This window comes from Pseudomonas sp. BP6 (assembly GCF_017875935.1).
GTDB lineage: Bacteria > Pseudomonadota > Gammaproteobacteria > Pseudomonadales > Pseudomonadaceae > Aquipseudomonas > Aquipseudomonas putida_Y.
Map to the genome: position 1 here is coordinate 5,311,016 of NZ_JAGINI010000001.1, position 18,045 is coordinate 5,329,060.

Here is an 18,045-nt window from a genome sequence, read left to right on the forward strand (position 1 = left end):
CTTGTTTATCCACAGGCTTACTGGCCGAGCCAGTCGCGGTCCTGCAGGAAATACTCTGTCAGGCGCGCCTCTTCACTACCAGGCGCGGCCTTCCAGTCATAGCCCCAACGCACCTGCGGTGGCAGCGACATGAGGATGGATTCGGTGCGGCCACCGGATTGCAGGCCGAACAGGGTGCCACGGTCGTAGACCAGGTTGAACTCCACGTAGCGGCCGCGGCGGTATTCCTGGAACTCGCGCTGCTGCGGGGTGTAGGGCGTGTTCTTGCGGCGCTGGACGATCGGCAGGTAGGCGTCGACGAAGGCATCGCCAATGGCGCGGATGAAGGCGAAGCAAGTGTCGAAGTCCCACTCGTTCAGGTCATCGAAGAACAAGCCGCCAATACCCCGTGGCTCGCCACGGTGCTTGAGGTGGAAGTAGCGATCGCACCAGGCTTTATAGCGTGGGTACACGTCGGCGCCAAACGGCGCGCAGGCCTGCTCGGCCACTCGGTGCCAATGAATGCAGTCTTCTTCGTTGCCATAGTATGGCGTCAGGTCAAAACCGCCGCCGAACCACCATACGGCCTCTTCACCTTCCTTTTCGGCGATGAAGAAGCGAACGTTGGCGTGGGAAGTGGGCACATGCGGGTTGTGCGGGTGTATCACCAGCGACACGCCCAAGGCTTCGAAACCACGGCCTGCCAGTTCGGGGCGGTGGGCACTGGCCGACGGCGGCAGGCCGGCACCAAACACATGGGAGAAGTTGACCCCACCTTTTTCGATCACTTTGCCCTCACCGATAACCCGCGTGCGGCCCCCGCCACCGGCTTCGCGCACCCAGGCGTCCTCGACGAAGCGGGCACCGCCGTCTTCTGTTTCGAGGGCAGAGCAGATGCGGTCTTGCAGGTCGAGCAGGTAGGCTTTCACGGCCTCGGTGCGGCTAGTCATCGGGTCACCAGGAACGGGCAGGGAAGAATTCGCCGCGTAGCATACCACCGCCAGCGCGCGCGCCGCAGTTGACGACGACCAAGCAAAGGCGTCCGATAGAAGGCCTTTCCCGATCCCGACTACAGGAGTGCGAGATGGCCAAGCGTATCCAGTTCAGCCAGCATGGCGGCCCGGAAGTGCTGCAGTTTGTGGAATTCGAACCCACCCCGCCCGGGCCACAACAGGTGCGTGTGCGTAACCATGCGATCGGCCTGAACTTCATCGACACCTACTTCCGAAGCGGGCTGTATGCGCCGCCGTCCCTGCCTTCTGGCCTGGGTACCGAAGCGGCAGGTGTGGTAGAGGCCGTGGGCGAAGGCGTGTCCCGGCTGAAGGTAGGAGACCGTGTGGCACATGCCGGCGGCCCGCTGGGCGCCTACAGCGAGGTGCATACGCTACCGGAAGCCAACCTGGTCAAGCTGCCGGACACCATCAGCTTCGAGCAGGCGGCGGCGGTGATGCTCAAGGGTTTGACCGTACAGTACCTGCTGAAGCAGACCTATGAGGTGAAGGCGGGTGATGTGATCCTGTTCCATGCCGCAGCCGGTGGTGTAGGGTCGCTGGCCTGCCAGTGGGCCAAGGCCCTGGGCGCCAAGCTGATCGGCACCGTGAGCTCTGCCGAGAAGGCAGAGCGGGCCAAGGCGCTGGGGGCTTGGGCGACCATCGACTACAGCCGTGAAGATGTGGCCAAGCGCGTACTGGAGCTGACCGACGGCAAGAAATGCCCGGTGGTGTATGACGGCGTGGGTGCCGACACCTGGCTGACCTCGCTGGACTGCCTGCGCCCGCGTGGGTTGATGGTGAGCTTTGGCAATGCTTCCGGTGCGGTGAGCGGGGTGAACCTGGGGATCCTGGCGCAAAAGGGCTCGCTGTATGTCACCCGGCCGACCTTGGCCACCTATGCCAACAATGCCGAGAACACCCAGGCCATGGCCGATGACCTGTTTGCGATGATTGCGAGCAGGAAGCTGGTTGTGGATATCCAGCAGCGGTATCCACTGAGCGAGGCGGCCCAGGCGCAGGCAGAGCTGTCGGCGCGGCGGACTGTAGGATCGACTGTACTAATCCCCTGAGCCACACACATTCATGTAGGAGCGGGTTTACCCGCGAAGAAGCCACCGCGATGGATGGCACCGGCTTTGCCGGTGTTCGCGGGCAAGCCCGCTCCCACAGGTACTGCGTCGGCTTCGATAGCTTCGCTACGCCTGTGAGGGTCGGTTTGTCGGCGGTGGAGTCGACTCGATGCCATCGAGTATCGCCTCGATCACACCCTCAGCCATCTCAATCGCATGCAGGTTCGACCAGAACATGCCACGGCCTTCCTCACGCATGTAGTCCAAAGCTTTGTAGCCGGTTTCGTAAGCGCTGCGCAGGTACAGGGCTACGTGGACCAGAGCGTCCTCGGCAGAAATGTTTGGGTTGACGGTGAAGAGTGGATCGTGGCCGGCATCGCAGCGGCCGAAGGGGCGGGTGGAGGTGCATGGGAGAGGTGGATCGGGGACTATTTTCTTCATCATTGGAAAATGCTCCTCAAGGCCGCCAACCTTCACTACCACGTGAATGGGTGGCGACTGTACGCGAGGTGGTAGACCCGGGCATTTTCCAATCCAGGCAGGCTCGAAAGCCTCCCACGCACAGCCACCATAGACTGTCATGGAAAAAATGCATCCGGGCTACCACACCCGATCGCCAAGTTATTCGGCGACGGATAGAGCCTAGAGGCAGAGGTTCCCACTTAGAAGGTGATGGAAGGAGACGCGGGTCGTAGGATATTTCCGAAGTGCCCAGCTGGACAGACATTTTGGCAAAAATCAGAAAACCCTGATCACTTAGAAAGCCACAGAAGGCCCATCTATAGCACGCGAGAAAAAGATCCCGGCTTGACCGTACAGATTCGGAAGCGTAGCCTTTCTGCTTGAGGATGTGCTGGTGCGCCGGTTGAGTTTCAAGTTATCCGGGCGAGTGCATCCCCGCCATTTAGGCCGCTTAAGCGGCCTTTATTTTTTGGCTTGTTTCTATCCCCTTTCGGGATGATGGAATAGAGCTCTGCCTTGGGCTTGCGGGCCGTCAGTTCAAAAATCGCCTCATCGAAGACCTCGTTACCATAGCCATCATCGCGACCAAACGTGCTGCGAAGGGCAGTCATGTGCGTGGCACTTTTCCAGATCGACGTCGCAGCCAGTGCTGCCTTGATCTGCAGAATCATGTCATCGATGGTGTAACCATCTCGTACTACCCGGCTTCTGTAGGCATGGCTACCGATGAAAACGATGCCTGGGTCCTCAAGCTGTGGCAAATCCTGCCCGTCCTTCTGCCTATTGATCGCGTCAAACTGATCAGCGGTGAACCTACCAATTTCCACCGCCCTGACCCGGTGGTTGGACGCAAGCTGCTCAAGATTCGCCCTTATCAGGTACTCGGCATTTTCGAATAGCGGCATGTTCCCCAGTACTCCCGCCGATTGGCGACGGTTCTTGCTAGCGTCAAAGATCGAGCGCCGCACGTGCGACGCATGGCTAGCAAGCTAGGGGCTGGGGTTTATACAGGGAAGGTGAAGACTGTGGACGCAGGGAGTAAGAAATTTCCCAAACTCAGTACCGGACAGCCATTCGAGACATAATCAGAAAAATCTGCGGTGAATTGGCCCTAACCTCGTGGGAGCGGGCATGCCCGCGAACACGGGCGAAGCCCGTGCCAGGCACCGAGTTGTATTCTTCGCGGGCGCGCCCGCTCCCACAGGGGCCCGAGTCCCGAGCCAGGCCTGTGGATTGTTATCAACCCGGGCGAACGACTTCGCCGGTTGCCAGGTTGCGAATCACACTCGGGTTCTTCCGCCCCCCCAGCGCGCCACCAAGCACCAGGTCCAACTGGCCATGGAAGTACTGCTCAACCCGCAAGCGGGTCTTCGCCGCCGGGCGCCCGCCAGGGTTGCACGAGGTGGAAATCAACGGCCCCACCAGCGCGCACAGCTCACGCACCACCGGGTGATCACTGACCCGCAGCGCCACCGTGTCATGCTGCCCGGTCACCCATTCGGGCAACAGGTCCTGGTGCGGCACCAGCCAGGTGTTCGGCCCCGGCCAGGTGCTGCTCATGCGGTCGATCCAGTCTTCGGGGAAGTCCTCGAACAGGAAGTCGAACTGACGGATGTTATCAGCGATCAGAATCAGCCCTTTATCCACAGGACGCGACTTCAGCGCCAACAGGCGATACACCGCGTCCTCGTTCCATGGGTCGCAGCCCAGGCCCCAGACCGCTTCCGTCGGGTAGGCGATCACCGCGCCCGCCCGGATCTCACGTGCGGCTTGTTGCACACGAAAACTGCTCACCATTGCTGTTTCTCCGCCTATATACCTTGCATGTGAGCAGTGTACTTAGCCCGCGCGGGCAAACCAACGCCCGGCTTCATTGCTGACCCGGCCTTCCAGCTCCAGCTCGGTCAACTGCGCCAGCACGTCGGCCAGCGGCTGCTCGCTACAGTGGGCCAGGCTTTCACTGGTCTGGGGGGCGGCATGCAGCAGGGCAAGCAGGGGATGGTCGAACCTGTCCACAACCGCAGGCGGCAGGTTCTGCCAACCCTGCAAGCTTTCCAGAATCTGCTCCACAGTTTCCACCAGCAGCGCCCCATCACGAATCAGCTGGTGACAGCCCTTGGCCCCCGGGTGATGAATGGAGCCCGGAATGGCGTACACCTCGCGGCCTTGTTCCGCCGCCAGACGCGCCGTGATCAGCGAGCCGCTGGCGAGGCTCGCCTCGACCACCAGCACACCGAGCGACAGCCCACTGATGATGCGGTTGCGCCGGGGGAAGTTGCCGGGCAGCGGCCCGGCATCCAGGGGATACTCGGAAACCAGCGCGCTGCCGTTGTCGATCATCGCCTGCGCAAGGTCCCGATGGCGCTGTGGATAAAGTTTTTGCAACCCCGTCCCGAGCACGGCAATCGTGCCGCCGCCAGCCTGCAACGCGGCCCGATGAGCGGCACCGTCGACCCCCACCGCCAGCCCGCTGGTAATGGTGAAGCCGGCCTGCGCGAGGTAGCGGGAAAATGCCCGAGCGGTGTCGAGCGCCGGGGGTGTGGCACGTCTGCTGCCCACGATGGCCAGCTGAGGGCGATCGAGCAAGGCAGGTTCGCCAGCGACAAAAAGCAGCGGCGGGGCATCGTCGATTTCTGCCAGCAAGGCTGGGTAGTCTGGGCCGTCCCACATCAGCAAATGCTGGCCAGGGCGCTCCAGCCAAGCCATTGCAGCCAGTGCGCCATCGCGTACCTCGGCACTGCGCCGGGCATCGATGGTGGCTTGGGGAATGCCCAACGCTCGCCAGGCCGAAGCGGGAGCACTGAGCGCGGAGGAGGCACTGCCGAAGGCTTCGAGCAACGTTCGAAAGCGCCGCAGTCCAGCCTCGGGGAGGCGATGCAGGCGTAAGCGTGCCTCCAGTTCGGCAGGCGGGCAGGGCGACGAATGGTGACTGGGCATTGAGATCATCCTTGATCGAAACAGGGCCATTTACGTGGCACAAGCTGTGGATAACTCTGTGAGTAACACTTTGAAAAGCTGTCCATTGATTGGGGGCTATCAAGCCCATAGTCACCCTAGACGAGCTTGCCAGGTGCCGAAATCCCCGTTTCCCTTTATTATGTGTGCTCAGTTTTCAACCGAACGCACAGTGACTGCCTGACCTTATGGCCATCTTGAACATTCTCGAATTCCCGGACCCGCGCCTGCGCACCCTCGCCAAACCGGTGACGGAGTTCGACGACGCCCTGCGTCAGCTGATCGACGACATGTTTGAAACCATGTACGAAGCCCCTGGCATCGGCCTGGCCGCTACCCAGGTGAACGTGCACAAGCAGGTTGTGGTCATGGACCTCAGCGAAGACCGCAGCGAACCGCGCGTCTTCATCAACCCGTCGGTCGAAGAGCTGACCCATGACATGGGCCAGTACCAGGAGGGCTGCCTGTCGGTACCGGGCTTCTACGAGAACGTCGACCGCCCGCTGCGTGTCCGGGTCAAGGCCCAGGACCGCGACGGCAAGCCGTTCGAACTGGAATGCGAAGGCCTGCTGGCAGTGTGCGTACAGCACGAATTCGACCACCTCAACGGCAAGCTGTTCGTCGACTACCTGTCGCAGCTCAAGCGCGACCGGATCAAGAAGAAGCTGGAAAAGCAGCACCGCCAGCAAGCCTGATCCCCACCTTCCTGAAGGCTTGCTCCGGCAAGCCTTTTTCTTTTTTGAAGCGAGAACTCCATGCGCATCGTCTTTGCAGGCACTCCAGAGTTTGCCGCCGAACACCTCAAGGCCCTGCTCGACAGCCCCTACGAGATCGTGGCCGTCTACACCCAGCCAGACCGCCCGGCCGGCCGTGGCCAGAAGCTGATGCCAAGTGCGGTCAAGGCACTGGCCGTGGCCCATGACATCCCGGTGTTCCAGCCGCAGACCCTGCGCAACGCCGATGCGCAGGCCGAACTGGCCGCACTGAAACCAGACCTGATGGTAGTGGTCGCCTACGGCCTGATCCTGCCGCAGGTGGTGCTGGATATCCCGCGTCTGGGTTGCATCAACAGCCACGCTTCCCTGCTGCCACGCTGGCGCGGTGCCGCGCCGATCCAGCGTGCCGTGGAAGCTGGCGACGCCGAAAGCGGCGTGACCGTGATGCGCATGGAGGCCGGCCTGGACACCGGCCCGATGCTGCTCAAGGTAGTCACCCCGATCAGCGCCGACGACACCGGCGGCACCTTGCACGATCGCCTGGCCGAAATGGGCCCGCCCGCAGTCATTCAGGCCATCGCCGGCCTGGCTGACGGTTCGCTGCAAGGTGAAGTACAGGACGATGCCCTGGCCACCTACGCGCACAAACTGAACAAGGACGAAGCGCGTATCGACTGGACCCGCCCGGCTGTCGAGCTGGAACGCCTGATCCGCGCCTTCAACCCATGGCCGGTGTGTCACAGCACTCTGGATGGTGAAAGCGTCAAGGTGCTGGCCGCCAACCTGTCCACAGGCCAAGGCGCCCCAGGCGAGATACTTTCCGCCAGCAAGGACGGCCTCGTAGTTGCGTGCGGTGACCAAGCCCTGAGCCTGACCCGCCTGCAACTGCCTGGCGGCAAGGCATTGAGCTTCAGTGATCTGTTCAACAGCCGCCGCGAGAAGTTCGCCGCTGGCAAGGTGCTGGGCCAATGAACCCACGCCTCGCCGCCGCCCGTGCGCTGGCCGCTGTGCTCAGCGGCAAGGCTTCGCTGAACAGCTCGCTGCCGGCGCAACTGGACAAGGTAGATGAACGCGACCGCGGCCTGACCCAGGACCTGGCGTTCGGCACCGCACGCTGGCAGCCACGCCTCGACCTGCTGGCCGCACAGCTGCTGCAAAAGCCCTTCAAGGCAGCCGATGCCGATGTTCAGGCGCTGCTGCTGGTCGGCCTGTACCAGCTGTTCTACACCCGCATTCCGGCCCATGCCGCCATCGGCGAGACCGTGGGCTGTGCCGACAAGCTGAAGAAGCCGTGGGCCAAGGGCCTGCTCAATGCCGTGCTGCGCCGAGCCCAGCGCGAAGGCGAGGAACTGCTCGCCGGCATGGAGCGCGACCCGGTGGTGCGTACCGCCCACCCGCGCTGGCTGCAGAAGGCGCTGAAAGCCTTCTGGCCGGAGCAGTGGGAAGCCATCTGCGCCGCCAACAATGCCCACCCGCCGATGATTCTGCGGGTCAACCGCCGTCACCATAGCCGCGATGCCTACCTGGCACTGCTGGCCGAAGCCGGCATTGGCGCCAGCGCATGCCAGTACAGCCGGGATGGCATCGTGCTGGCCGAAGCCTGCGATGTGCGTGGCCTGCCGGGCTTCGCCGAAGGCTGGGTGAGCGTGCAGGACGAAGCCGCGCAGCTAGCTGCCGACCTGCTGGAACTGGCCCCCGGCCAACGCGTGCTCGATGCTTGCTGCGCACCGGGCGGCAAAACCTGCCATCTGCTGGAGGCCGAGGCTGGCCTGGCGCACATGGTGGCCATCGACCTCGAAGCCAAGCGCCTGACCCGCGTGCGAGAAAACCTCGACCGCCTGCAACTGGATGCCGAGCTGATCGCCTGCGATGCCCGCGACACTGCCAGCTGGTGGGACGGCAAGCCATTCCAGCGCATTCTGCTCGACGCGCCGTGCTCGGCCACCGGCGTAATTCGCCGCCACCCGGACATCAAACTGGCCCGCCAAGCCGACGACATCCCGGCTTTGGCCACGCTGCAAGGCGAGCTGCTCGATGCCCTGTGGCCGACCTTGGAAGTGGGCGGCATGCTGCTATACGCCACCTGCTCCACCTTGCCGACCGAGAACACTGAAGTGATCAAAGCCTTCCTCGCGCGCACCCCGGGCGCCCGTGAGCTGGACCTGGCGACCGAAGCCGGCCTGCGCCAGCCCCACGGCCGTCAACTGCTGGCCCAGGAAGGCGGCCACGACGGTTTCTACTATGCCAAGCTGATCAAGATCGCCGCCTCGCGCGGATAAGAACAAAGGATAGGGAGTAGCGCATGAAGATCATCATCCTCGGCGCAGGGCAGGTAGGCGGTACGCTGGCTGAACACCTGGCCAGTGAAGCCAACGACATTACCGTGGTCGACACCGACGGCGACCGCCTGCGCGACCTCGGCGACCGCCTGGACATCCGCACCGTCCAGGGCCGCGGTTCGCTGCCGACGGTGCTGCGTCAGGCCGGTGCCGACGACGCCGACATGCTGGTGGCGGTAACCAACAGTGACGAGACCAACATGGTTGCCTGCCAGGTGGCCTATTCGCTGTTCCATACCCCGACCAAGATTGCACGGGTGCGCGAATCGTCCTACCTGACCCGCGAAGAGCTGTTCGACAACGACCATATCCCGGTCGACGTTCTGATCAGCCCCGAGCAGGTGGTGACCAATTACATCAAGCGCCTGATCGAACACCCAGGCTCGCTGCAGGTGATCGACTTCGCCGAAGGCAAGGCCCAACTCGTGGCAGTGAAGGCCTACTATGGCGGCCCGCTGGTCGGCCAGCAGTTGCGCCAGATCCGAGCGCACATGCCCAACGTCGACACCCGCGTGGCGGCCATCTTCCGCCGCGACCGGCCGATCACCCCGCGTGGCGATACGGTGATCGAAGCCGACGACGAGGTGTTCTTCATTGCCGCGAAGAAGGATATCCGCGCGGTGATGGGCGAACTGCGCCGCATCGACGAGACCAATAAACGCATTGTCATCGCCGGCGGCGGGCAGATTGGCGAGCGCCTGGCGGAAGCCATCGAAAGCCGATATCAGGTGAAGATCATCGAGATGAGCCCGGCGCGTTGTCGCCACCTCTCCGATACCCTCGAAAGCACTGTAGTGCTGCAGGGCAGCGCCTCTGACAAAGACCTGATGCTCGAAGAGAACATCGCCGACGCCGATATTTTCCTGGCCCTGACCAACGATGACGAAGCCAACATCATGTCGTCCTTGCTGGCCAAGCGCCTGGGCGCAGGCAAGGTGATGACCATCATCAACAACCCGGCTTATGTCGACCTGGTGCAGGGCGGCGATATCGACATTGCCATCAGCCCGCAGCTCGCCACCATCGGCACCCTGCTGGCGCACGTCCGTCGCGGCGACATCGTCAGTGTGCACTCGCTGCGCCGTGGTGCAGCCGAGGCTATCGAGGCGGTGGCACACGGGGACTCGAAGTCGAGCAAGGTGGTCGGTAAGGCAATCGAGGACATCACGCTGCCACCGGGCACCACGATTGGTGCGATCATCCGTGATGAAGAGGTGATGATTGCCCATGACGACACCATGATCGAATCAGGGGACCATGTGATCCTCTTCGTTGTGGATAAAAAGCATATTCGCGATGTGGAGAAGCTGTTCCACGTCGGCTTGAGTTTCTTCTAGGAGAAGAGGGCATGCGCGAATCGCTGGAGAAGATGCTGGCCAAAGGTGTGGATAACCCGCTGCTGAGGTTTGGCCTGGGCAAGGCCTGGCTGGATGAAGGCAACGGCGCTGAAGCAGCGGTGCACCTGGCGCGCTGTGTAGAGCAGGATCCGAAATACTCGGCAGCGTGGAAGCTGCTGGGCAAGGCCTATCAGTTGCAGGGCGACCTGGCGGCGGCGCGCAAAGCGTGGGAAGACGGGATCGTGGCGGCGCAGGCTCATGGTGACAAGCAGGCCGAAAAAGAGATGACCGTATTCCTGAAGAAGCTCAACAAAGCAGCGGGTTGACTCGGCCCTTGTAGGAGCGGGTTTACCCGCGAATGCGTCGGTGAATCCAACATCGCATTCGCGGGTAAACCCGCTCCTACCAGAGGGCGGTGAATGGCTTAATACCAGCGCGGCTCGCCAGCCGGGCGCTTCTTGAAGCGCTTCATGCTCCACATGTACTGGCTCGGGTACTCACGCACATAGCGCTCGACCACCTTGCTCATCGCCGCCGCCGATACGTTCACATCGGTGCTGTACATCTCTTCCGGAGCAGCTTCGAGGAACACCTTGAAGCCCGAGCCATCCGGCAACCGCAGCGCATGCAGGAACACGCCTACCGCCTTGCCACCGGCCAGCATGTTCGGCACGAACTTGCTGGTCAGCGCCTGGGTGCCAAGGAACGGCACGAACACGCCCGCCGATTCCGCCGGCTCCGGGTCGGCAGGAATACCCACCTGGCCACCACGACGCACTTCCTTGATCACGCTGAGGATGCCTTCCTTGGTCGACGGCGCCACGCGATTGCCCATCTGCACGCGCTGCTCGCGCAGCAGATCATCCACCGCCTTCAGCTTCGGCGGGCGGTAGAAGATGATCGGTTTGCACTGGTTACAGTAGAAGTGGTTCAACACTTCCCAGTTGCCCAGGTGGCTGGTGATGCCGACCACGCCTTTACCCGAGGCCAGGGCCTGCTCCAGCACTTCCAGGCCATGCACTTCCTTGACCAGCTCCAGCGAGCGCTGTGGCGGCCAGATCCAGGCACAGGCACTTTCGACAAAGGATTTACCGATATCCCGCAGCGCCTGGCCCACCAGTTGCTCACGGGCAACCGGGTCCATCTCCGGGAAACATTTGGCCAGGTTGATCCGTACCACGTTGCGCGAACTGTTGGGGATTTTCCACATCAGCCAGCCAATACCGGCGCCGACACGCTGCACAGCGCCCCAGGGCAGCTTGGCAAACAGGCGCAGCACCCCGACCATCAGGGCGCCTTTGAACTTTTCCACAGGCGAATTCCTTATTTCAGCAAGGCGCGCATTGTAACCCCTCAGCGCAACAAGGCGGCGTAGCGATCGCAGTCGGTGGTGTGGTCCATGACCATGCCCGTGGCCTGCATGAAGGCGTAGCAGATGGTCGGACCGACGAACGTGAAGCCAGCTTTCTGCAGGGCCTTGCTCATTGCCTTGGCTTCATCGGTAACCGCCGGCACCTCGCCACGCGCCTTGAAGTGGTTGATCTTCGGCGAGCCGCCGACGAACGACCACAGCCATTCGGCAGGGTTATCCACAGCAAGCCAGGCTTGGGCGTTGCGCCTTGCGGCCTTGAGCTTGAGGCGATTGCGGATGATGCCTGCATCCTGCATCAATTCTTCGATACGTTCGTCGCTCATGGCCGCCAGCTTTACGGGGTCGAAGCCGTACATCACCTGGCGATAACGCTCGCGTTTGCGCAAAACGGTAATCCACGAAAGCCCCGCCTGGAACCCTTCGAGCAAAAGCATCTCGAAGAGCAACGCCGGGTCGCGCTGTGGCATTCCCCATTCCTGGTCGTGGTAGGCCTGGTACAACGGATCGTCGGTACACCAAAAGCAGCGTGGCATAAGGCTCCAATGAGTAGAGGGCGAGGCGAATCAGGTTATACTCCCGCTCTTTACATCCGCATCCCCAGATACAGGTGAATTTCGTGAGCCAGCCTACGCCAGCCGTGCGTACCTTCCAAGACCTGATCCTCGCCCTGCAGAACTACTGGGCGGCTCAAGGTTGTGTGGTACTTCAGCCCTACGATATGGAAGTAGGCGCCGGCACTTTCCACACCGCTACATTCCTGCGCGCCGTGGGTCCAGAAACCTGGAACGCCGCCTATGTGCAGCCTAGCCGTCGTCCTGCCGACGGGCGGTATGGCGAAAACCCCAACCGCTTGCAGCACTACTACCAGTTCCAGGTGGTGCTCAAACCGAACCCGGCCAACTTCCAGGAGCTGTACCTCGGCTCGTTGAAAGCCATCGGCCTGGATCCGCTGGTGCACGACATTCGTTTCGTCGAAGACAACTGGGAATCGCCGACCCTCGGCGCCTGGGGTCTGGGCTGGGAAATCTGGCTCAACGGCATGGAAGTCACCCAGTTCACCTACTTCCAGCAGGTAGGCGGCATCGAGTGCTACCCGGTCACCGGTGAAATCACCTACGGCCTGGAGCGCCTGGCCATGTACATCCAGGGCGTCGATTCGGTGTACGACCTGGTATGGGCCGACGGCCCGTTCGGCAAGGTCACCTACGGCGACGTGTTCCACCAGAACGAGGTGGAGCAGTCGACCTACAACTTTGAACATGCCAACGTCGACAAGCTGTTCGAACTGTTCGATTTCTACGAAAGCGAAGCCAACCGGCTGATCAAGCTGGAGCTGCCGCTGCCGACCTATGAAATGGTCCTGAAGGCTTCGCACACCTTCAACCTGCTGGACGCCCGCCGCGCCATCTCGGTAACCGAGCGCCAGCGTTACATCCTGCGTGTACGTACCCTGGCCCGGGACGTGGCGCAAAGCTATCTGCAAGCCCGCGCACGCCTGGGCTTCCCGATGGCCACCCCTGAACTGCGTGACGAAGTGTTGGCTAAGCTGGAGGCTGCACAATGAGTGCTCAAGATTTTCTGGTAGAACTGGGCACCGAAGAGCTGCCACCCAAGGCCCTCGCCAACCTCGGCGACGCCTTCCTGGCCGGTATCGAAAAAGGCCTGCAGGCTGCTGGCCTGAACTACACCGCCAAGCAGGTGTACGCCGCGCCGCGTCGTCTGGCCGTACTGATTCGCCAGCTGGACGTGCAGCAGCCTGACCGCAGCATCAACATCGACGGCCCGCCCCTGCAGGCAGCCTTCAACGCCGAAGGCGAGCCGACCCAGGCTGCGCTGGGCTTCGCCAAGAAGTGCGGTGTTGAACTGGCCGAAATCGACCAGAGCGGCCCCAAGCTGCGCTTCTCCCAGCACATCCCGGGCAAGGCCACCACAGACCTGCTGCCGACCATCGTCGAAGATTCGCTGAACGACCTGCCGATCCCCAAGCGCATGCGTTGGGCGACCAGCCGTGAAGAGTTCGTACGCCCGACCCAATGGCTGGTAATGCTGCTGGGCGACCAAGTGGTCGACTGCACCATTCTGTCGCAGAAGGCAGGCCGTGAATCCCGTGGCCACCGCTTCCACCATCCGGAATCCGTGGTCATCACCACCCCGGCCAACTATGTCGAGGACCTGCGTAAAGCTTACGTGCTGGCCGACTTCGCCGAGCGCCGCGAGCTGATCAGCAAGCGTACCGCCGAGCTGGCCATGCAGCAGGAAGGCACGGCCATCGTGCCGCCGGCGCTGCTGGACGAAGTGACTGCTCTGGTCGAATGGCCAGTGCCGCTGGTGTGCTCGTTTGAAGAGCGTTTCCTTGAGGTGCCGCAGGAAGCCCTGATTACCACCATGCAGGACAACCAGAAGTACTTCTGCCTGCTGGACAGCGAAGGCAAGCTGCTGCCGCGTTTCATCACCGTGGCCAACATCGAAAGCCGCGATCCGAAGCAGATCGTGCAAGGCAACGAAAAGGTCGTGCGCCCACGCCTGACCGACGCCGAGTTCTTCTTCAAGCAGGACAAGAAGCAGCCACTGGAAACCTTCAACGAGCGCCTCAAGAACGTGGTGTTCCAGGCTCAGCTCGGCACCGTGTACGACAAGGCCGAACGTGTTTCCAGGCTGGCCGCCTTCGTCGCCCCGCTGATCGGCGGCGACGCCCAGCGCGCTGGCCGTGCCGGCCTGCTGTCGAAGTGCGACCTGGCCACCGAGATGGTCGGCGAATTCCCTGAAATGCAGGGTGTTGCCGGTTACTACTACGCGCTCAACGACGGTGAGCCGGAAGATGTAGCCCTGGCCCTGAACGAGCAGTACATGCCGCGCGGTGCAGGCGCCGAGCTGCCGCAGACCCTGACCGGTGCTGCCGTGGCCATCGCCGACAAGCTCGACACCCTGGTGGGCATCTTCGGCATCGGCATGCTGCCTACCGGCAGCAAGGACCCGTACGCCCTGCGCCGTGCTGCTCTGGGCGTGCTGCGTATCCTGATCGAGAAGCAACTGGACCTGGACCTGACCGGTGCGGTCGAGTTCGCGGTCAAGCAGTTCGGCGCCAAGGTCAAGGCCGCCGGCCTGGCCGAGCAAGTACTGGAGTTCATTTTCGACCGTCTGCGCGCGCGTTACGAAGACGAAGGCATCGATGTGGCCACGTACCTGTCGGTACGTGCACTGCAGCCAGGCTCCGCGCTGGACTTCGACCAGCGCGTACAAGCCGTGCAGGCGTTCCGCAAACTGCCGGAAGCCGAGGCCCTGGCTGCGGTGAACAAGCGCGTGTCGAACCTGCTGAGCAAGGCCGAAGGTGCCATCGCCGAGCAGGTCGAACCGAAGTACTTCGACAATGCCAACGAGTTTTCCCTGTACTCGGCCATCCAGCAGGCCGACCAGGCCGTGCAGCCGATGGCTGCGGCACGTCAGTACAGCGAATCGCTGGCCCGCCTGGCGGCCCTGCGTGACCCGGTCGATGCCTTCTTCGAGGCGGTCATGGTCAACGCCGAAGACGCCAAGGTGCGTGCCAACCGTTATGCCCTGCTCAGCCGTCTGCGCGGCCTGTTCCTGGGTGTGGCTGACATTTCGCTGCTGGGGTAAGCCTTGAAACTGCTGATTCTCGACCGTGACGGGGTGATCAACTACGACTCCGATGCGTACATCAAGACGCTGGAAGAATGGGTGCCGATCCCCGGTTCGGTCGATGCGATCGCGCAGTTGAGCAAGGCGGGCTGGACGGTGGCCGTGGCCACCAACCAGTCCGGCATTGCCCGTGGCTACTACCCGCTGGCAACCCTCGAAGCCATGCACGCGCGCCTGCGCGCGCTGGTGGCCGAGCAGGGCGGCGAGGTGGGCCATATCGTGTATTGCCCGCATGGGCCGGACGAAGGGTGCGATTGCCGCAAGCCCAAGCCCGGCATGCTGCGGGCGATCGCCGAGCATTACCAGATCGGCCTGAAAGGCGTCTGGTTCGTCGGCGACAGCAAAGGTGACCTGGAGGCCGCCCTGGCCGTCGGTGCACAACCCGTGCTGGTGAAGACCGGCAAGGGCGAGCGGACCCTGGAAAAAGGTGTCCCGGAAACTACACTGATTTTCGACGATCTGGCAGCTATCGCCAGAGAACTAATTTAAACAGTGCGCCTTTTGGCGCATTTTTCACAGGCGGGCATGCCCCGCAATGGTACAAGCCACTATGTCGATCCTGCAGGCGATCAGAATCTTTCTTTTTTACCTGCTGCTGGGCACCAGTTCGCTGCTGTGGTGCTCGCTGAGCTTCTTCGTCGCGCCGTTCCTGTCGTTCCCCAAGCGCTACAAGTTCATCAACGTGTACTGGTGCCGCTGCGCGCTGTTTCTGGTGCGCACCATCCTGGGCATCGACTACAAGATCACTGGCGCCGAGAACGTGCCAGCTGAGCCTTGCGTGATTCTGTCCAATCACCAGAGCACCTGGGAAACCTTCTTCCTGTCGCAGTACTTCTCTCCGCTAAGCCAAGTGCTCAAGCGCGAACTGCTGTATGTACCGTTCTTCGGCTGGGCCATGGCCATGCTGCGGCCCATCGCGATCAACCGCGACAACCCCAAGGAAGCGCTGCGCCAGGTGGCGAGCAAGGGTGACGAACTGCTCAAGCAGAAGACGTGGGTGCTGATTTTCCCAGAAGGCACCCGTGTGCCGTTCGGCACCATCGGCAAGTTCTCCCGCGGCGGTACCGCACTTGCCGTGAATGCCGGGCTGCCGGTGCTGCCGATTGCCCACAACGCCGGCAAGTTCTGGCCCAAGACCGGTTGGGGCAAGCGTGCCGGTACAATCGAAGTGGTCATTGGCGAACCGATGTACGCCAACGGCACTGGGCCACGGGCCATCGCCGAACTCAACGACCGCGCTGCAGCCTGGAACGAAGCGACCCAGCGGGCCATGGGATCGCTGCCGCCAGCAGAGGAAAAACCTCAGGAGCAGATGGCATGATCTTCTGTGGATAACTTGTGTGCAGTTTTTGGATTAAATGCTTGAATTGATAGCTAAGCCTTTGAATTTGCTATTTATTTTTATGTATGAAATTTTTCTGAAAACCGTGCATAAGTTTTTTTGAGGCATAAGAAAACCGGCTTTTACAGCCGGTTTTTTTATGGCATGTGGACAGCATCAGACTTTGTCGATATCGACATCCTTGGTTTCTTTCAGACAGAAGATCCCTACTACCAGGCTGATCCCGGTCACCAGCACCGGGTACCACAGCCCGTAGAAGATATCCCCGGTGTAGACCACCAGCGCGAACGATACGGTAGGCAGGAAACCACCGAACCAGCCGTTACCAATGTGGTAGGGCAGTGACATCGAGGTGTAGCGGATGCGGGTCGGGAAGAGCTCGACCATCACCGCCGCCAACGGACCATAGGTCATGGTCGCGATCAGGATCATCGCCACGATCAGGACCACCACCATTACCTGGTTGACCTGCGCAGGGTCAGCCTTGGCCGGGTAACCAGCCTGCTCGATTGCAGTGCGCATGGCAGTTTCGTCAAAGCCGTTGATGGTCTTGTCACCGATGTTCACCACCACATCACTGCCGGCCACGCTTACCGAACTGTACGGTAGACCCTGCTTGACCAGGAAGGTCTTGACCTTGTCGCACGGGCTGTCGAAACGAGCCTTGCCCACTGGGTCGAACTGGAATGTGCAGCCTTGCGGGTCGGCGGTGACCACGATCGGCGCCTGACGGCTGGCGGCGTCGATCTGTGGGTTGGCGTAGTGGCTTAGCGCCTTGAACAGTGGGAAGTACAGTACCGTGGCGAGCAACAGGCCAAGCATCAGGATCGGCTTGCGGCCGATACGGTCGGACAACCAGCCGAAGAACACGAAGAACGGCGCGCCAATCACAACGCTGATGATGAGCAGGGTGTTGGCCTGAGCCGAGTCCATTTTCAGCATCTGGGTCATGAAGAACAGAACGTAGAACTGCGCCGTGTAGAAGGTCACGGCCTGCCCCGCGTTGATGCTGAACAGGGCGGTAAGCACCACTTTCAGGTTTGGCCAGGAGGTGAACGACTCACGGATGGGCGACTTGCTGACCTTGCCCTGAGCCTTCATTTTCACAAAGGCCGGCGACTCGTGCATGCTCATGCGAATCCAGGTGGAGATCGCCAGCAGCACGATCGACAGCAGGAACGGCAAGCGCCAGCCCCAGGTTTCGAACTGGTCGCCACTGATATACCGGCTACCCAGCACCACCAAGAGCGACAACAACAGGCCCAGCGTTGCGGTGGACTGGATGAAACCGGTGTGTAAACCACGCTTGCCGGGCGGCGCATGCTCTGCCACGTAAGTGGCTGCACCGCCATACTCGCCGCCCAGCGCCAGCCCCTGAAGCATGCGCAGGATCACCAGGATGATCGGTGCGGCGATGCCGATGCTGGCGTAGGTGGGCAACAACCCCACAGCGAAAGTGGACAGGCCCATCAGCACGATGGTGACCAGGAAAGTGTACTTGCGCCCGATCATGTCACCCAGGCGGCCGAACACCAGCGCGCCAAACGGCCGCACCAGAAAGCCCGCAGCAAAGGCCATCAGGGCGAAGATGAAAGCGGTGGTATCGTTCACGCCAGCGAAGAACTGTTTGCTGATGACCGCTGCCAACGCACCATAGAGAAAAAAGTCATACCACTCGAAAACCGTCCCGAGGGATGACGCGAAAATGATCTTGCGTTCTTCACGGCGGCTGGGGCTGCTGGCCACCGCATCCTGCTCTTGGATGTAATCCGACATCGTTGCTGTCCTCGGCCGTTAGGCCACAGTGATTATTCTTGTTGTTCC

18 protein-coding genes are annotated in these 18,045 nt (G+C 61.8%); 10 read left to right on the forward strand and 8 right to left on the reverse strand.

Annotated features, from left to right (window positions below; translation table 11 throughout):
• Positions 1-17 precede the first annotated feature (17 nt).
• On the reverse strand, positions 18-929 hold the full coding sequence (gene hemF, locus J3A98_RS24095) for an oxygen-dependent coproporphyrinogen oxidase (protein WP_176682979.1): 912 nt from the start codon (positions 927-929) through the stop codon (positions 18-20).
• Between the two features lie 134 nt (positions 930-1,063).
• Between hemF and J3A98_RS24100 the strand changes: the two genes are divergently transcribed.
• On the forward strand, positions 1,064-2,041 hold the full coding sequence (locus J3A98_RS24100) for an NADPH:quinone reductase (RefSeq protein ID WP_209969001.1): 978 nt from the start codon (positions 1,064-1,066) through the stop codon (positions 2,039-2,041).
• Positions 2,042-2,167: 126 nt separating this feature from the next.
• On the opposite strand, the gene J3A98_RS24105 is transcribed toward J3A98_RS24100, so the two are convergent.
• From J3A98_RS24105 to dprA, 4 genes are all read right to left on the reverse strand, one after another.
• Positions 2,168-2,485: a hypothetical protein gene (locus J3A98_RS24105; RefSeq protein ID WP_020192348.1), complete on the reverse strand. Its 318-nt coding sequence runs from the start codon at positions 2,483-2,485 to the stop codon at positions 2,168-2,170.
• 428 nt (positions 2,486-2,913) lie between these two features.
• Positions 2,914-3,408 carry a hypothetical protein gene (locus J3A98_RS24110; RefSeq protein WP_064492537.1) on the reverse strand — a complete coding sequence of 165 codons (495 nt, stop codon included), beginning with the start codon at positions 3,406-3,408 and terminating at the stop codon, positions 2,914-2,916.
• Between the two features lie 334 nt (positions 3,409-3,742).
• Positions 3,743-4,300, reverse strand: coding sequence for an L-threonylcarbamoyladenylate synthase (locus J3A98_RS24115; RefSeq protein WP_014859478.1), 558 nt, complete (start codon positions 4,298-4,300; stop codon positions 3,743-3,745).
• A 42-nt stretch (positions 4,301-4,342) separates the two neighbouring features.
• A complete protein-coding gene (gene dprA / locus J3A98_RS24120) occupies positions 4,343-5,440 on the reverse strand; it encodes a DNA-processing protein DprA (RefSeq protein WP_019436826.1) in 1,098 nt (365 codons plus the stop codon).
• 206 nt (positions 5,441-5,646) lie between these two features.
• Here dprA and def point away from each other — a divergent pair, with 206 nt between their 5' ends.
• From def to J3A98_RS24145, 5 genes are read left to right on the forward strand one after another with little or no spacing between them, the layout of a single operon-like run.
• Positions 5,647-6,153 (forward strand): peptide deformylase, encoded by a 507-nt coding sequence (gene def / locus J3A98_RS24125; protein ID WP_003253111.1) that lies wholly within the window; start codon positions 5,647-5,649, stop codon positions 6,151-6,153.
• Between the two features lie 60 nt (positions 6,154-6,213).
• The gene (gene fmt, locus J3A98_RS24130) at positions 6,214-7,146 is read left to right on the forward strand and encodes a methionyl-tRNA formyltransferase (protein ID WP_209969005.1); all 933 of its coding nucleotides are present in this window, start codon (positions 6,214-6,216) and stop codon (positions 7,144-7,146) included.
• Positions 7,143-8,453, forward strand: coding sequence for a 16S rRNA (cytosine(967)-C(5))-methyltransferase RsmB (gene rsmB, locus J3A98_RS24135; protein ID WP_209969009.1), 1,311 nt, complete (start codon positions 7,143-7,145; stop codon positions 8,451-8,453). Before fmt ends, rsmB begins: the two co-directional genes overlap by 4 nt.
• 23 nt (positions 8,454-8,476) lie before the next feature.
• Positions 8,477-9,850, forward strand: coding sequence for a Trk system potassium transporter TrkA (gene trkA / locus J3A98_RS24140; protein WP_010951472.1), 1,374 nt, complete (start codon positions 8,477-8,479; stop codon positions 9,848-9,850).
• Positions 9,851-9,861: 11 nt separating this feature from the next.
• Entirely contained in the window at positions 9,862-10,176 is a 315-nt protein-coding gene (locus J3A98_RS24145; protein WP_014589214.1) for a tetratricopeptide repeat protein, read from the forward strand.
• 98 nt (positions 10,177-10,274) lie between these two features.
• Here J3A98_RS24145 and J3A98_RS24150 read toward each other — a convergent pair whose 3' ends face one another.
• Together J3A98_RS24150 and J3A98_RS24155 are read right to left on the reverse strand one after the other, a co-directional pair.
• On the reverse strand, positions 10,275-11,162 hold the full coding sequence (locus J3A98_RS24150; protein WP_003253121.1) for a lysophospholipid acyltransferase: 888 nt from the start codon (positions 11,160-11,162) through the stop codon (positions 10,275-10,277).
• Positions 11,163-11,203: 41 nt separating this feature from the next.
• On the reverse strand, positions 11,204-11,755 hold the full coding sequence (locus J3A98_RS24155) for a DNA-3-methyladenine glycosylase I (protein ID WP_209969012.1): 552 nt from the start codon (positions 11,753-11,755) through the stop codon (positions 11,204-11,206).
• Positions 11,756-11,838: 83 nt separating this feature from the next.
• On the opposite strand from J3A98_RS24155, the gene glyQ reads away from it, so the two are divergent.
• From glyQ to J3A98_RS24175, 4 genes are read left to right on the forward strand one after another with little or no spacing between them, the layout of a single operon-like run.
• Positions 11,839-12,786 (forward strand): glycine--tRNA ligase subunit alpha, encoded by a 948-nt coding sequence (gene glyQ / locus J3A98_RS24160; protein ID WP_003253126.1) that lies wholly within the window; start codon positions 11,839-11,841, stop codon positions 12,784-12,786.
• On the forward strand, positions 12,783-14,837 hold the full coding sequence (gene glyS, locus J3A98_RS24165; RefSeq protein WP_176682974.1) for a glycine--tRNA ligase subunit beta: 2,055 nt from the start codon (positions 12,783-12,785) through the stop codon (positions 14,835-14,837). Before glyQ ends, glyS begins: the two co-directional genes overlap by 4 nt.
• A gap of 3 nt (positions 14,838-14,840) precedes the next feature.
• Complete coding sequence (gene gmhB, locus J3A98_RS24170; protein ID WP_176682973.1) at positions 14,841-15,368, forward strand: D-glycero-beta-D-manno-heptose 1,7-bisphosphate 7-phosphatase; 528 nt, start codon at positions 14,841-14,843, stop codon at positions 15,366-15,368.
• A 46-nt stretch (positions 15,369-15,414) separates the two neighbouring features.
• The gene (locus tag J3A98_RS24175) at positions 15,415-16,200 is read left to right on the forward strand and encodes a lysophospholipid acyltransferase family protein (RefSeq protein ID WP_209969016.1); all 786 of its coding nucleotides are present in this window, start codon (positions 15,415-15,417) and stop codon (positions 16,198-16,200) included.
• Positions 16,201-16,377: 177 nt separating this feature from the next.
• On the opposite strand, the gene J3A98_RS24180 is transcribed toward J3A98_RS24175, so the two are convergent.
• Positions 16,378-17,997: an MFS transporter gene (locus tag J3A98_RS24180; protein ID WP_176682971.1), complete on the reverse strand. Its 1,620-nt coding sequence runs from the start codon at positions 17,995-17,997 to the stop codon at positions 16,378-16,380.
• Positions 17,998-18,045: the final 48 nt, after the last annotated feature.

What these genes read in the sequence shown, in the direction of transcription:
- trkA (WP_010951472.1), top strand. Translation starts at nt 8,477, where the DNA reads ATGAAGATCATCATCCTCGGCGCAGGGCAGGTAGGCGGTACGCTGGCT.
- J3A98_RS24180 (WP_176682971.1), bottom strand. Translation starts at nt 17,997, where the DNA reads ATGTCGGATTACATCCAAGAGCAGGATGCGGTGGCCAGCAGCCCCAGC.
- J3A98_RS24145 (WP_014589214.1), top strand. Translation starts at nt 9,862, where the DNA reads ATGCGCGAATCGCTGGAGAAGATGCTGGCCAAAGGTGTGGATAACCCG.
- J3A98_RS24110 (WP_064492537.1), bottom strand. Translation starts at nt 3,408, where the DNA reads ATGCCGCTATTCGAAAATGCCGAGTACCTGATAAGGGCGAATCTTGAG.
- J3A98_RS24100 (WP_209969001.1), top strand. Translation starts at nt 1,064, where the DNA reads ATGGCCAAGCGTATCCAGTTCAGCCAGCATGGCGGCCCGGAAGTGCTG.
- fmt (WP_209969005.1), top strand. Translation starts at nt 6,214, where the DNA reads ATGCGCATCGTCTTTGCAGGCACTCCAGAGTTTGCCGCCGAACACCTC.
- hemF (WP_176682979.1), bottom strand. Translation starts at nt 929, where the DNA reads ATGACTAGCCGCACCGAGGCCGTGAAAGCCTACCTGCTCGACCTGCAA.
- rsmB (WP_209969009.1), top strand. Translation starts at nt 7,143, where the DNA reads ATGAACCCACGCCTCGCCGCCGCCCGTGCGCTGGCCGCTGTGCTCAGC.
- dprA (WP_019436826.1), bottom strand. Translation starts at nt 5,440, where the DNA reads ATGCCCAGTCACCATTCGTCGCCCTGCCCGCCTGCCGAACTGGAGGCA.
- J3A98_RS24175 (WP_209969016.1), top strand. Translation starts at nt 15,415, where the DNA reads ATGGTACAAGCCACTATGTCGATCCTGCAGGCGATCAGAATCTTTCTT.
- glyS (WP_176682974.1), top strand. Translation starts at nt 12,783, where the DNA reads ATGAGTGCTCAAGATTTTCTGGTAGAACTGGGCACCGAAGAGCTGCCA.
- def (WP_003253111.1), top strand. Translation starts at nt 5,647, where the DNA reads ATGGCCATCTTGAACATTCTCGAATTCCCGGACCCGCGCCTGCGCACC.
- J3A98_RS24105 (WP_020192348.1), bottom strand. Translation starts at nt 2,485, where the DNA reads ATGATGAAGAAAATAGTCCCCGATCCACCTCTCCCATGCACCTCCACC.
- J3A98_RS24155 (WP_209969012.1), bottom strand. Translation starts at nt 11,755, where the DNA reads ATGCCACGCTGCTTTTGGTGTACCGACGATCCGTTGTACCAGGCCTAC.
- J3A98_RS24115 (WP_014859478.1), bottom strand. Translation starts at nt 4,300, where the DNA reads ATGGTGAGCAGTTTTCGTGTGCAACAAGCCGCACGTGAGATCCGGGCG.